The organism is Streptomyces sp. NPDC014006 (assembly GCF_043088925.1).
In the GTDB taxonomy this organism is placed as follows: Bacteria; Actinomycetota; Actinomycetes; order Streptomycetales; family Streptomycetaceae; genus Streptomyces.
Window position 1 is genome coordinate 170621 of the sequence record NZ_JBICAJ010000008.1, and the last position, 13169, is coordinate 183789.

13 protein-coding genes are annotated in these 13169 nt (G+C 71.0%); 5 read left to right on the forward strand and 8 right to left on the reverse strand.

The window, feature by feature from the left end:
• Positions 1-318 precede the first annotated feature (318 nt).
• Complete coding sequence (locus ACF1GV_RS26565; RefSeq protein ID WP_363265780.1) at positions 319-645, forward strand: WhiB family transcriptional regulator; 327 nt, start codon at positions 319-321, stop codon at positions 643-645.
• 96 nt (positions 646-741) lie between these two features.
• On the opposite strand, the gene ACF1GV_RS26570 is transcribed toward ACF1GV_RS26565, so the two are convergent.
• Entirely contained in the window at positions 742-1641 is a 900-nt protein-coding gene (locus ACF1GV_RS26570; protein ID WP_391685364.1) for a LysR family transcriptional regulator, read from the reverse strand.
• Positions 1642-1720: 79 nt separating this feature from the next.
• Here ACF1GV_RS26570 and ACF1GV_RS26575 point away from each other — a divergent pair, with 79 nt between their 5' ends.
• The 3 genes from ACF1GV_RS26575 (at position 1721) to ACF1GV_RS26585 (ending at position 4012) form a co-directional block, all read left to right on the forward strand.
• Positions 1721-2389: an MOSC domain-containing protein gene (locus ACF1GV_RS26575; protein WP_391685366.1), complete on the forward strand. Its 669-nt coding sequence runs from the start codon at positions 1721-1723 to the stop codon at positions 2387-2389.
• Between the two features lie 63 nt (positions 2390-2452).
• Positions 2453-3226, forward strand: coding sequence for an SDR family NAD(P)-dependent oxidoreductase (locus tag ACF1GV_RS26580; protein WP_391685368.1), 774 nt, complete (start codon positions 2453-2455; stop codon positions 3224-3226).
• A gap of 78 nt (positions 3227-3304) precedes the next feature.
• Positions 3305-4012: an ester cyclase gene (locus ACF1GV_RS26585; protein ID WP_391685370.1), complete on the forward strand. Its 708-nt coding sequence runs from the start codon at positions 3305-3307 to the stop codon at positions 4010-4012.
• Between the two features lie 115 nt (positions 4013-4127).
• On the opposite strand, the gene groL is transcribed toward ACF1GV_RS26585, so the two are convergent.
• The 4 genes from groL to ACF1GV_RS26605 form a co-directional block, all read right to left on the reverse strand.
• The gene (gene groL / locus ACF1GV_RS26590) at positions 4128-5756 is read right to left on the reverse strand and encodes a chaperonin GroEL (RefSeq protein ID WP_391685372.1); all 1629 of its coding nucleotides are present in this window, start codon (positions 5754-5756) and stop codon (positions 4128-4130) included.
• Positions 5757-5876: 120 nt separating this feature from the next.
• Positions 5877-6185, reverse strand: a complete 309-nt coding sequence (groES, locus tag ACF1GV_RS26595; protein ID WP_009190181.1) for a co-chaperone GroES — start codon at positions 6183-6185, stop codon at positions 5877-5879.
• A gap of 641 nt (positions 6186-6826) precedes the next feature.
• On the reverse strand, positions 6827-7684 hold the full coding sequence (locus ACF1GV_RS26600) for a polysaccharide deacetylase family protein (protein ID WP_391685374.1): 858 nt from the start codon (positions 7682-7684) through the stop codon (positions 6827-6829).
• Positions 7681-8676: a polysaccharide deacetylase family protein gene (locus ACF1GV_RS26605; RefSeq protein WP_391685376.1), complete on the reverse strand. Its 996-nt coding sequence runs from the start codon at positions 8674-8676 to the stop codon at positions 7681-7683. Before ACF1GV_RS26605 ends, ACF1GV_RS26600 begins: the two co-directional genes overlap by 4 nt.
• 110 nt (positions 8677-8786) lie before the next feature.
• Between ACF1GV_RS26605 and ACF1GV_RS26610 the strand changes: the two genes are divergently transcribed.
• Positions 8787-9956 (forward strand): SAM-dependent methyltransferase, encoded by a 1170-nt coding sequence (locus tag ACF1GV_RS26610; RefSeq protein ID WP_391685378.1) that lies wholly within the window; start codon positions 8787-8789, stop codon positions 9954-9956.
• Here the strand turns inward: ACF1GV_RS26610 and ACF1GV_RS26615 are convergent.
• From ACF1GV_RS26615 to ACF1GV_RS26625, 3 genes are all read right to left on the reverse strand, one after another.
• A complete protein-coding gene (locus tag ACF1GV_RS26615; RefSeq protein ID WP_391685380.1) occupies positions 9953-11206 on the reverse strand; it encodes an RNA polymerase sigma factor in 1254 nt (417 codons plus the stop codon). The genes ACF1GV_RS26610 and ACF1GV_RS26615 overlap by 4 nt on opposite strands.
• A 44-nt stretch (positions 11207-11250) precedes the next feature.
• The gene (locus ACF1GV_RS26620; protein WP_363265771.1) at positions 11251-11607 is read right to left on the reverse strand and encodes a YciI family protein; all 357 of its coding nucleotides are present in this window, start codon (positions 11605-11607) and stop codon (positions 11251-11253) included.
• A gap of 134 nt (positions 11608-11741) precedes the next feature.
• Positions 11742-13115, reverse strand: coding sequence for an endo-1,4-beta-xylanase (locus tag ACF1GV_RS26625; RefSeq protein WP_391685382.1), 1374 nt, complete (start codon positions 13113-13115; stop codon positions 11742-11744).
• Positions 13116-13169 lie beyond the last annotated feature (54 nt).

Here is a 13169-nt window from a genome sequence, read left to right on the forward strand (position 1 = left end):
TGTGCGGTCGACCGTCTCGGACGCCTGCCCGAGCCCTTGTGTTTTCAACCGCCTCCGCACTCTCAACGACGGTCACTCGAAAGAGTTACGGGGCCATCTGCCATCTTCGGCACTCTACGTGAGGGGGCGAACACAGTGGAGACACACAGGGCCAACCCTCAAGCTTTCATCACAACCATGCCCCATTTGGCCCCATTTCTTCCCATGCACTGGTGTCTGAGGCTAGATTCGCAATGAGTCATATTTTCATCTCCTTAGATCGTAGTTGTACGGTCGTGGGCACCGTATCCACTCAGAACGGCTGCAAGGGGTCACGTAATGGCAGATTTCTCCCGCCTTCCCGGACCGAACGCGGACCTGTGGGACTGGCAGCTGCTGGCTGCCTGCCGCGGTGTGGACAGCTCGCTCTTCTTTCATCCGGAGGGTGAGCGCGGTGCGGCGCGGAGTGCTCGCGAGAACTCGGCCAAAGAGGTCTGCATGAGGTGCCCGGTCCGCGCCCAGTGCGCGGCACACGCTCTGGCGGTGCGCGAACCGTACGGCGTGTGGGGCGGGTTGACCGAGGACGAGCGCGAAGAACTCATGGGGCGGGCGCGTAACCGCCTGGTGACGGCTTCTACCGGCGGGCATGCCGGTTCGAACACCTGAAGGAACGTTTCTTCATCACCCTCAGGGCACGCACACACGCGCGTGCCCTTTTTTCGGCGCCTGCCGGCCCCCGGCGGCTGCCGGCCCCCTCGGCCGCTACCGCCGCGCCGTGCGCGCCAGCTGCTCCAGCGTCGCCGCGACCGCCGGCACCTGGGCCAGGTCCGGCAGGGTGAGGGCGACGATCTCCCGCCGCACCGACGGTTCAAGCGTCAACATGCGTACGCCCCGGGGACGCACGGACTCCACGGCGAGCTGGGGCAGCACGGCGACGCCGAGACCGGCGCCGACCAGACCGACCACCGCGGGGTAGTCGTCGGTGGCGAAGTCGATGCGGGGCGTGAAGCCGGCGCCCTCGCAGACCTCGACCAGCTGGCCCCGGCAGCGCGGACAGCCCGCGATCCACGGCTCACCGGCCAGCGCGCCGATGGCCAGCGGCTCCGCGCGCGCCGCGAGCGGGTGCCGTTCGGGCAGCAACGCTACGAGACGGTCCGTCAGCAGCGGCCGCACGACGAGGTCGTCCCACTCCTCGGCGCCCGCCGCGCCCTCGTAGCGGAAGGCGAGCGCGATGTCGCAGTCGCCCTCGCGCAGCAGTTCCACGGACCGCGGCGGTTCGGCCTCCTCCAGGGAGACCCGGGTGCCGGGGTGGGCGGCGCGCAGAGCGGCCAGGGCGGTGGGCACGAGGGTGGAGCTGCCGCTGGGGAAGGAGACGAGACGGACCCGGCCGGCGCGCAGCCCGGCGATGGCGGCGACCTCCTCCTCGGCGGCGGTCAGCCCGGCGAGGATGCCGGTGGCGTGCCGCACCAGCGCCTCACCCGCCTGGGTCAGCCGCATCTCGCGCCCCGTGCGCACCAGCAGCGGGGTGCCGACGGAGCCCTCCAGGGCCTTCATCTGCTGACTGACGGCGGGCTGGGTGCAGCCCAGCTCGCGCGCCGCGGCGGAGAAGGAGCCGGTGGTGGCCACGGCGCGCAGGACGCGGAGATGACGAGCCTCGATCACCCTGCAAGCATAAGCGAGGCTTGGATGTCGCGCAGAATACTGCGTCGACACTTTGAGGCCTGCTCGCTACCGTGCCCTCATGAAGCTTCTGTCTCTCAACGTGGGCCAGGCCCGGCCCGTCCCCTACACCGACCAGCCGGAGGGGCTGACCGGCATCGACAAGCGCCCGGTGGACGGGCCGGTCAAGGTGACGGCGCCGGGACCGAAGGGGGTCGGCGCGAGCGGGCTCGCCGGGGACGCGGTGTGCGACACCCGCCACCACGGCGGCGACGACCAGGCGGTGTACGCCTTCGCCCGCGAGGACCTGGACGACTGGGAGCGCGAGCTGGGGCGGGAACTGGCGAACGGCACGTTCGGCGAGAACCTCACCACGCGGGGCGTGGACGTCTGCGCCGCGCTGATCGGCGAGCGCTGGCGGATCGGCCCCGATGTGGTGCTGGAGGTGACCAGCGGGCGCATTCCCTGCCGCACCTTCCAGGAGCACCTGGGTGAGAAGGGATGGGTGCGCCGGTTCACGCACCGGGGCGCGCCGGGGGCGTATCTGCGAGTGATCGAGCCCGGGGAGATCCGCGCGGGTGATGCGATCGAGGTGGTGCACCGGCCGGAGCACGACGTGACCGTGGAGATGCAGTTCCGGGCGCTCACCACCGAGCGCGAGCTGCTGCCGCGGCTGCTCGCGGCCGGCGCGGCCCTGCACCCGGAGGCGCTGGCGGCGGCGCGCAAGTACGTCGGTGGGCGCAGGCGCTGACCTCGTGTCAGACGGGGGGTGCTGAGCACGGAGTCTGTCAGTCCGGGTAACTAGTCTTGGCGCATGACAACGGCTCTGATTACGGGATCGACCGCGGGGATCGGTGCCGCTTTCGCGCGGCGCCTGGCGGCTGACGGGCACAACCTCGTGCTGGTGGCCCGGGACACCAAGCGGCTGCGCGAGCAGGCGACCGAGCTGCACGACCGGCACGGCATCGAGGCGGAGGTGCTGACCGCCGACCTGGCCGAGGACGACGGCATCGAGGCGGTCGCCGCCCGCCTCGGTGACCGGCGCAACGCCGTCGACCTGCTGATCAACAACGCCGGCTTCGGCAACAAGGGCCGTTTTCTAGAGGTCCCGAGGGCCGACGAGCTGAGGATGCTGAAGGTGCACTGCGAGGCGGTGCTGCGGCTGACCTCGGCGGCGACGGAGGCGATGCGCGAGCGCGGCCGGGGCGGCGTCGTGAACGTGGCGTCGGTCGCCGCCTTCGTGCCGCGCGGCACGTACGGCGCGTCCAAGGCGTGGGTCGTGCAGTTCTCCCAGGGCGCGGCGCGCGACCTGGCGGGCAGCGGCGTACGGCTGATGGCGCTCTGCCCGGGCTTCGTCCGCACGGAATTCCACCAGCGGGCCGGGATGGGCACGGACAACATCCCGAACTGGATGTGGCTGGACGCCGACAAGGTGGTCGCCGCGGCCCTGACGGATCTGGCGCGCGGCCGGACCCTGTCCATCCCCGACCCCCGCTACAAGGCCCTGATGGGCGCGGCGAAACTCGTCCCGAGGGGGCTGCTGGGCGGGCTCAGCTCGCGGACGGGGCGGAAGTACGGGCCGCAGTAGCGACAGGTGCGGGCGGCTGTCCGGTGGGAAAATGGAGTGACGGACACCGGACCCACGGGGGGACCGGAAGGCGGCGCCATGACCTTCGTACAGCTCATCGACTGCAAGACCAGCCGGTTCGACGAGATGGACCGGCTGATGGACACGTGGGTGGAGAAGACCAAGGGGAAGCGGACGGCGACGCACGCGGTGGTCGGCAAGGACCGGTCCGACGCGTCTCACTTCATCGAGATCGTGGAGTTCCCGTCGTACGAGGAGGCGATGCGGAACTCCAACATGCCCGAGACGGACAAGATCTTCCAGGACATGGTCGCCCTCTGCGACGAGATGCCGTCGTTCACCGACCTGGACGTGGTGCGGGACGACCAGTTGTCCGAGGACACCGTGCGGCGCTTCTTCGCCACGCTGGGGACGGCGGGCGACCTGCCGCCGCTCAACGACCTGCTGGACGAGGACATCCACAGCCACGACCCGATCAATCCGCAGGACACCCTCGGGCTGGACTCCATGCGCAGCGAGTTCCGGATGTGGCGCGCGGCGTTCGACGCCTCCTTCACGGTCGAGGACGTGCTCGCCCACGAGGACCGGGTCTGCGCGCGGTGGACCTGGAACGCCACGCACACGGGTGACTTCCTCGGCATCGCTCCCACGGGCAACCAGGTCACCATGAGCGGGACCACCTGGTTCCGCTTGGGCGGCAACGGCAAGATCGCCGAGCTGTGGTGGCAGCACGACCAGCTGGGTCTGATGCAGCAGCTGGGTGCGCTGGAGACGCTGGAGCGCTAGGGCCTCTCGTTTGGATCATGCCGGGCTCGCGGGGTCTGGCCTGATCCAAACGAAAGACCCTAGCCACACGCAAGGCCCGGCACCAGGGGTGCCGGGCCTTGCGAGCTGACGTGCGTCAGTGGGAGTGACCGTGGCCGTGGCCGTGGCCCGCGGCGGCCTCTTCCTCTTCCTTCTTCTCGACGACCAGGGTCTCGGTCGTGAGCAGCAGGGAGGCGATGGAGGCGGCGTTCTCCAGGGCGGAGCGGGTGACCTTGACCGGGTCGATGACGCCGGCCTTGACCAGGTCGCCGTACTCGCCGGTGGCGGCGTTGAAGCCCTGGCCCTTGTCGAGCTCGGCGACCTTGGAGGTGATGACGTAGCCCTCGAGGCCGGCGTTCTCGGCGATCCAGCGCAGCGGCTCGACGGCGGCCTTGCGGACCACGGCGACACCGGTGGCCTCGTCGCCGGTCTTGCCGAGGTTGCCCTCGAGGACCTTGACGGCGTGGACCAGCGCGGAGCCACCACCGGAGACGATGCCCTCCTCGACCGCGGCGCGGGTCGCGGAGATGGCGTCCTCCAGACGGTGCTTCTTCTCCTTCAGCTCCACCTCGGTGGCGGCGCCGACCTTGATCACGCACACGCCGCCGGCCAGCTTCGCGAGGCGCTCCTGGAGCTTCTCGCGGTCCCAGTCGGAGTCCGTGTTCTCGATCTCGGCCTTGATCTGCGCGACGCGGCCCGCCAGCTCCTCGGCCTTGCCGGCACCCTCGACGATCGTGGTGTCGTCCTTGGTGACGGTGACGCGGCGGGCGGTGCCGAGCACCTCGAGACCGACCTGGTCGAGCTTGAGGCCGACCTCCTCGGAGATGACGGTGGCGCCGGTGAGGACGGCCATGTCCTGCAGCATCGCCTTGCGGCGGTCGCCGAAGCCGGGGGCCTTCACCGCGACGGCGTTGAACGTGCCGCGGATCTTGTTGACGACCAGGGTCGACAGGGCCTCGCCCTCGACGTCCTCGGCGATGATCAGCAGCGGCTTGGAGGAGCCGGCCTGGATGACCTTCTCCAGCAGCGGCAGCAGGTCCGCGATGGCGCCGATCTTGCCCTGCGTGATCAGAATGTACGGGTCGTCGAGGACGGCCTCCATACGCTCCTGGTCCGTCACGAAGTACGGGGACAGGTAGCCCTTGTCGAAGGCCATGCCCTCGGTGAAGTCCAGCTCCAGACCGAAGGTGTTGGACTCCTCGACGGTGATGACACCGTCCTTGCCGACCTTGTCCATCGCCTCGGCGATGAGCTCGCCGACCTGGCTGTCCTGGGCGGACAGACCGGCGACGGCGGCGATGTCGGACTTCTCGTCGATCGGGCGGGCGGTCGCGAGGAGCTCCTCGGACACGGCCTTGACCGCGGCGTCGATGCCCTTCTTCAGGGCGGCCGGGGAGGCACCCGCGGCGACGTTCTTCAGACCCTCGCGCACGAGCGCCTGGGCCAGCACGGTCGCGGTGGTCGTACCGTCACCCGCGATGTCGTTGGTCTTGGTCGCCACCTCCTTGACCAGCTGGGCGCCGAGGTTCTCGTACGGGTCCTCGATCTCCACCTCGCGGGCGATGGTCACGCCGTCGTTGGTGATGGTCGGGGCGCCGAACTTCTTGTCGATGACGACGTTGCGGCCCTTGGGGCCGATCGTCACCTTGACGGTGTCGGCAAGCTTGTTGACGCCGCGCTCGAGGGCGCGACGGGCGTCCTCGTCGAACTTCAGGATCTTCGCCATGGCAGCGGGAGCCCTCTCGGAAATCTCGTGGGTAAAACGACTGCGCCCCGGCGCCCGGCTTCGTTATCGGTCGCAGGGGCCAGGGGCGCAGCTGAAAGCAGAGCTTCGGGTGAAGTGTGCTTACTTCTCGATGATCGCGAGCACGTCGCGGGCCGAGAGAACGAGGTACTCCTCGTTGTTGTACTTCACCTCGGTGCCGCCGTACTTGCTGTAGAGCACCACGTCGCCGACCTTCACGTCGAGCGGCAGACGGTTGCCGTCCTCGAAGCGACCCGGGCCCACGGCCAGGACGACGCCCTCCTGGGGCTTCTCCTTGGCGGTGTCCGGAATGACCAGGCCGGAGGCCGTGGTCTGCTCGGCGTCGAGCGGCTGGACCACGATGCGGTCCTCGAGCGGCTTGATGGCAACCTTGGAGCTGGCGGTCGTCACGATCCGACCTCCCCCTTCGGAGATCTCACGGGGTTAACTGTCTGAGGTGGCGACCAGGTCGATCCGTCGTCGCGGGTGCCGGACCTGCCCGTCGCTGTGTTGGCACTCTCATCTGCCGAGTGCCAGAGCCGAGACTATGACCGGGATTAGCACTCGGTCAAGCGGAGTGCCAATTGCGGTGCGGCGCGTCTGGGAAACGGGGGGTGTGGACCGGCGTTTCCTGGAGCCCGTGCGGTGGCCGGCCGGGGGTGGGTGGCTCCCGGCGGTGGCGGGGTGCCACCCCCAAGCTCTTCGAGCAGGGGGTACCCCCAGCCCACCCGTGCCGCCCCAGCGGCACGACTGCCCGCAGCTGAGCCAGATGACGGCCGGCACCCGCCTAGGGCGGCAAGGGGACGGGGTGGGGGGTGTCCGCCCGCAGCGGCCGGCACCGGGCGAGGGCGCCCTCGTCGGAAACGGGCGGCCGGACCGAGGACGGACACCCCCCACCCCGGCCCCGACCCACCCACCGGCCGTAGGCGCTACGCACGCCACGAGCGACCGCAACGGGCCGCCGCAGGCCTATAAGGGGCGCGGGGCTGTATTCGACATGCGGCTCCGCCGCGCGGGCGCGACCAGCCACAACGCACCCGCAGGCGAGCGCCCTACAGGTAGTCCTCCAACCGCCCCACCGTCAGCCCCCCACCCTGAATCTCCCGCAACAACCGCACCGTCCGCTCCCGCAGCACCGGCGCTGTCGTCTCGCCCGGGTCCACCGCGATGATGTCGCCCGGCCCCAGCCGGTGTTCCCCCGCGACGTACGACAATCCCCCGTCACCGTCCAGCGACACCCGCCACAACACCACCGCCGAGATCCCGCAGTCCCCCGCCGCCCGCAACGTCGTCGCGTCGTACCTGCCGTACGGCGGCCGGAAGAGCCGCGGCCACACCCCGAACCGCGCGTGCAGCTTGCGCTGCTGCCCACAGATCTCCGCCCGCTGCCCGGCATACGGCAGGCCCTGCATCGCGGGGTGGTCGAGCGTGTGGTTCTCCAGCGACGCCCCCACCGCCCGCAGCCGCGCGAAGTGCGCGTACCCCGGCCCGACCACGCTGTCCGTGAGGAACATCCCCACCGGCAGCCGCAGTTCCCGCACCAGGTCGACGAACCGAGCGTCCCGCTCGGCCCCGTCGTCGTACGTCAGGAAGACGACCTTGTCCCGCGTGGGCACACGGTCGACGACCAACGGCAGACCGGCGCCCGCACCCGCACCCGCCTTACCAAGAACACGGCCAACCCGCCCCCGCGCAGCGGAAGGCGCGGAGGCCAGAGGCCGGTCCAGACCCCAGCGGCGGTACGCCGGCTGGGCGGCGGGACGGTGCGTACCCACCCGTTCCGCGGTCTTCTTGCCGAGCCGTTCGATCGGGTCCACCGACTGCGCGCACCCCGTCAGACAGACCGCCACCGAACACACCGCCGCCAGAATCCCGGCCACCGGCCCCCGTCGCCGCCCCCGCGTCCTCACAGGTAGTCCTCCAGGCGTGCCACCGCGTACCCCTTGTCCGTCACCTTCTTCAGGAACCGGCGCACCATGTCGGGCATCGTGCCCTTCCAGTCGCCCCGGCCGCGGAAGTGCGTCAGGACGATGTCGCCGGGGTGGAGGTCCTGGTCCACCTCGCGGTACTCCCAGTGGTCGACGAAGACCTCCTCGTCCCAGAGTGGGGCGTACTTGATCCCGCAGGACTGAGCGGCACGCAGCGTGTCCTGGTTGTAGTTGCCGAACGGCGGCCGGAAGACCGTCGGCCGCTTGCCGTACTGCTTCGCGATGATGTCCTGCATGTCGCAGATCTCGTACTTCTGCCGGGCGTAGGACAGCCCCGGCAGGTACGGGTGGTGCAGGGTGTGGTTGTTCAGCGTCACCCCCCGCGCCTGCATCTTCTTGAAGTACCCGTAGTCGTTCTTGATCAGGTCGTTGCTGAGGAAGGCCGTGTACGGGACGTGCAGGTCGCTCATCATGCGCAGGAACGCCGGGTCCTTCTCGGCTCCGTCGTCGATGGTGAGGAAGACGATCTTCTGGTCGGTCGGGATCCGGGTGAAGACCGGCGGCAGGCCCAGTTCCTCGTGGTCGTCGACCTCGAAGCCCTGGCGGGTGTGGATCCGGGGCTTCACCCGGGGCGGCGGCGGGGCGGCCAGCGGCACCTTGGTCAGGCCCCAGCGCTTGGCGGCGGCCACCCGCGCGGCGTACTCGGCGCGCAGCTTGGTGGCGTAGGAGTCGAGGGCGCGCGCCGGTGGTGCGTGCAGGGCCTGCTGCTGACCGGCGGCGGGGTCGACATCGGACCCGGCGGGTCCCACGCCCGGAGCACAGCCGGAGACGAGGGCGGCGGCCGCGAGGGCGGCGAGAGAACCCCGCAGCAGACCACCCCGACGCGCGACACCACCCTGACGCGCGCCACCACGCCGACGCAGAGCATCGCGCCGATACACCCGAGTTTTGTCATTTTGTACGACTACTCGCATGGAGCCGGATCCTCGCAGTCCGCCTCCCCGCAGCCGCCCCGACACCACCACCGCCCGCCCACCATCCACCGACTGGCCCACACCCCGCCCCCCTGCCCGACAATGACCCAGTGAACGACCTCGCCCCCCTCCTCACCCCCGAAGGCCGCGCCCTGCTCGACCAGGTGCGTGACACCGACCCCGCCGACGAACTCGCCGTCGCCACCCGGCTGCGCCGGGAGCACCCGGCGGAGCTGGTGTCGGCCGCCCTCGGCCAGGCCCGGCTGCGGCAGCGGGCGGTGGCCAAGTTCGGGGCCGAGGACGCCGCGCGGATGTTCTTCACGCCGAACGGCGTCGAGCAGTCCACGCGGGCGAGCGTCGCCGCGTACCGGGCGGCCCGTCTGAAAGACCTGGGCGTCGGCTCCGTCGCCGATCTGTGCTCCGGCATCGGGGGCGACGCGCTCGCGCTCGCCCGCGCCGGCATCCGCGTCCTCGCCGTGGACCGTGACCCGCTGACCGCGGCGGCGGCCCGCGCCAACGCCGAGGCGCTCGGGCTCACGGACCTGATCGAGGTGCGGGAGGCGGACGTCACCGAGATCGACACCACCGGATACGACGCGGTGTTCGTCGACCCCGCCCGACGCGGCGGGCGCGGCCGCGTCTTCGACCCCGAGGCGTACTCACCGCCCCTGTCCTGGGCCGTGCAGGCGGCGCTCACGGCCCCGCACGCCGCGCTGAAGATCGCCCCCGGCGTGCCGCACGAGGCGATCCCCGCCGAGGCCGAGGCGGAGTGGGTCTCCGACGGCGGGGACGTGAAAGAGGCGGTGCTGTGGTTCGGCACCGGCGCACCGGGCGCGGTCCGGGCGACGCTGCTGCCGGGGCCGTACACGCTGCCCGGCCGCGGACTGCCCGACCCGGCCGTCCGTCCCGTCGGGCGGTATCTCTACGAGCCCGACGGCGCCGTCATCCGCGCGCACCTGGTCGCCGAGGTGGCGGAACAGGTCGGCGGCGGACTGCTGGACGCGACGATCGCGTACGTCACCTCCGACGAACTGCACCCGACGCCGTACGCCTCCGCCTACGAGATCACCGACCGACTCCCCTTCAACGTCAAGAAGTTGAAGGCGCTGCTGCGCGAGCGCGAGGTGGGCGTGCTGACGGTGAAGAAGCGGGGCTCGGCGGTCGAACCGGAGGAGTTGCGCCGCAAGGTGCTGCCGAAGCCGCACGGCACCCTGGCCGTCACCGTCTTCCTCACCCGCGTCGCGGGCGCCCCGACCATGCTGCTCGGCCGTCCGGCCTAACCGCACTCCGCCGCGCGTCGCTGAAGCAGCTCCCGCTCGCGCTCGTTGGCGGTCAGGGACGCGGCCCGGGCGAACTCCGCGCGCGCCTCCGCCGTACGGCCGAGGCGTTGCAGGAGGTCGCCGCGGACGCTGGGCAGGAGGTGGTAGTCGCGCAGCCGGTCGGCGAGGACGTCGACGATCTCCAGGGCGGGGCCTGGGCCGTCGGCCATGGACACGGCCACCGCCCGGTTCAGCTCCACGACCGGCGACGGGGCGCGGGCGGCGAGCAGGCCGTACAGGGTCGCGATGGCCGCCCAGTCGGTGTCCTCGTAGGTGTGGGCGCGGGCGTGGCAGGCCGCGATGGCCGCCTGGAGGGCATACGGCCCGGGAGGGCCGGCGGCCGTGGCCTCGGCGCGTTCCAGCGCGGCGACGCCACGGGTGATGAGCAGGCGGTTCCAGCGGCTGCGGTTCTGGTCCGCGAGCAGCACCGGTTCGCCGTTCGGGCCGGTGCGGGCGGCGGCGCGCGCGGCCTGGAACTCCAGCAGCGCCGCGAGCCCGTGCACCTCGGGTTCCTCGGGCATCAGCTGGGCGAGCTGCCGGGCGAGCCGCAGCGCGTCCTCGCACAGCGACGGGCGCAGCCAGTCGTCGCCCGCGGTGGCCGCGTATCCCTCGTTGAAGATCAGGTAGATGACGTCGAGGACCGAGCCGAGGCGAGCGGCGCGGTCGGGGCCGGAGGGGACCTCGAAGGCGACGTTCTTCGTGGCGAGGGTGCGTTTGGCGCGCACGATCCGCTGGGCGACGGTGGGCTCCGGGACCAGGAACGCACGGGCGATCTCGGCGGTTGTCAGACCGCCGAGCAGGCGCAGGGTGAGGGCGATGCGCGCCTCGGCGGACAGCACCGGATGGCAGGCGGTGAAGACGAGCCGGAGCAGGTCGTCGTCGATGTCGTCGGGGTCGGCGGGTTCCTCCGGCGGGACCGTCGTGTCGAGGCCGCGGCCGATCTCCTGGAGCTTGCGGGTGTGGTTCTCCCGGCGCCGGATCAGGTCGACGGCACGGCGGCGGGCGGTGGTGGTCAGCCAGGCGCCCGGGTTGTCGGGCACCCCGTCGCGCGGCCACTGCTCCAGGGCCGCGACGAGGGCGTCCTGGGCGAGTTCCTCGGCGACGCCGACGTCCCGCACGATCCGGGCGACGGCGGCGATGACGCGCGGGGACTCGAGCCGGAAGACCGTCTCGATGGCGCTGCGCGGGTCGGCGGTGGGCTGTGCGGTCACAACCCACCATCGAACACCCGGCAGGGCCGCCAACCAAGCGGAACTCAGCCCTCCGCGATCTCCCGCAGCTCGCAGGTGACCGTCCACTCCGCCTCGTGGACCTTCAGGAACCGCTTGGTCCACTCGACGGCCTCGGCCTGGTCCTTGCACTGCATCAGCGCGTATCCGCCGATGACCTCCTTGGTCTCGGTGAACGGTCCGTCGGTGAGGGAGAGCTGCCCGCCCTCGTAGTGCACCCGGGTGCCCTGCGAGGTCGGGGTCAGCCCGGCGGTGTCGAGCAGCACGCCGGCCTTGGTCATCTCCTCGATCAGCTCGCCCATGCGCTGCATCAGCTCATCGCTGGGGCCTCCGGCGGGCGCGTTGTTCTCGTCGATCCGCACGAGCGACAGGTAGCGGGGCATGACGCCTCCTCGGTGTCCGTTCGGCCGGGTCCTTCCCGGCCTCTCACCCCTGCGTCGATCGGCGGACGACGGGATCGACACACCCGCCGGACTTTTCTCGAAGAAATTTCCGCGCCCCCTCCCCGGCCCCGCCCTCAGCCCACCGACACCGCCGGTACGGGGTTGCTCCCGCTCCAGTTCGCGTTGAACCCGAACGTCACCGAACCGCCGTCGGGAACCGTCCCGTTGTACGAGATGTTGGAACAGGTGACCGCCGCCCCCGACTGCGTGCAGCCCGCGTTCCAGGCCTGCGTGAGCTGCTGCCCCGCCCCGAAGCTCCAGCTCGCCTTCCAGGACGACAGCGAGGCGCCGGTGCAGGAGATCCGCACCTGCCCGGTGAACCCGCTGTTCCACTGGCTGGTGACCGTGTACGCCGCCGAGCACCCACCGGCCGGCGCAGTGCCGCCCCCACCGCCGCCACTGCCGCCGAGCGCCTCGGCGATGCCGTAGTACGCCGGCTTCGGCTGGTAGCTCTCGTCGTACGGCGTCGCCGCGCCGTAGCCGGGAAAGGTGCTCGGCACCCAGGAGTCGGAGTCGGTGAAGCCCCACACGGTGACGCCGGCGCAGCGGGTGACGGCCGCGCAGGCCCCGACGACCGCCTTGAAGTCGGCCTTCTGCTGGGCGAGCTTGCCGCTGTCCGCAGGCAGCTGCATGCGCACGTCCAGCTCGGTGATCGCCACGTCCACACCGAGGTCGGCGAAGCGCTGGATGTTCTGCTGGAGGGTGGCGGGCACCTGGCCGAGGACCAGGTGGGCCTGGAGACCGACGCCGTCGATCGGGACGCCGCGCGCCTTCAGCGACTTGACCAGGTTGTACAGGGCGGTGGACTTCGCGTTCACGCCCTCGACGTTGTAGTCGTTGATGTACAGCTTGGCGGCCGGGTCGGCGGCATGTGCCCAGGTCAGGGCGCTGGCGATGTAATCGGCGCCGAGCCCGTCGTACCAGAGGGTGGAGCGGTAGGTGCCGTCCTCGTTGAAGGGCTCGTTGACCACGTCCCAGCCGGTGATCTTCCCCTGGTAGCGGCCGACCTCGGTGCTGATGTGGTTCTGCAGCAGACTGCTCAGCTGGGCCGGAGTCCAGCTGCCGCCCGTCAGCCAGCTCGGGTTCTGGCTGTGCCAGACCAGGGTGTGGCCGCGCACCTGCTGGTGGTGGGCCTGGGCGAAGGCGACGATCTGGTCGGCCTCGGCCCAGTCGAAGCTGCCCCGGGTGGGTTCGACGGAGCCCCACTTCATGGCGTTGCCGGGGGTGAGGGAACCGAACTCCCGCCCGGTGATGTCGCCGTAGGTGCCGGTCAGCTCGGAGCCGGTCACCGCCGTACCGATGACCTTGCCCTGGGCGGCGGCGAGGTCGCGCAGCGGCGGGTCGGCCGCGTGCGCTGAAGGGGCGGCGCCGAGCGCGAGCAGCGCGGCGGCGGCGGTGGCGAGTCCCGCCAACGACCTGCGGGCGCTGAGGAGGTGCGACGTTCTCATGACGAACTCCTCCGAAAGTTTCGGTTGTGTAACCGATTAACTTCGGAGGAGTGT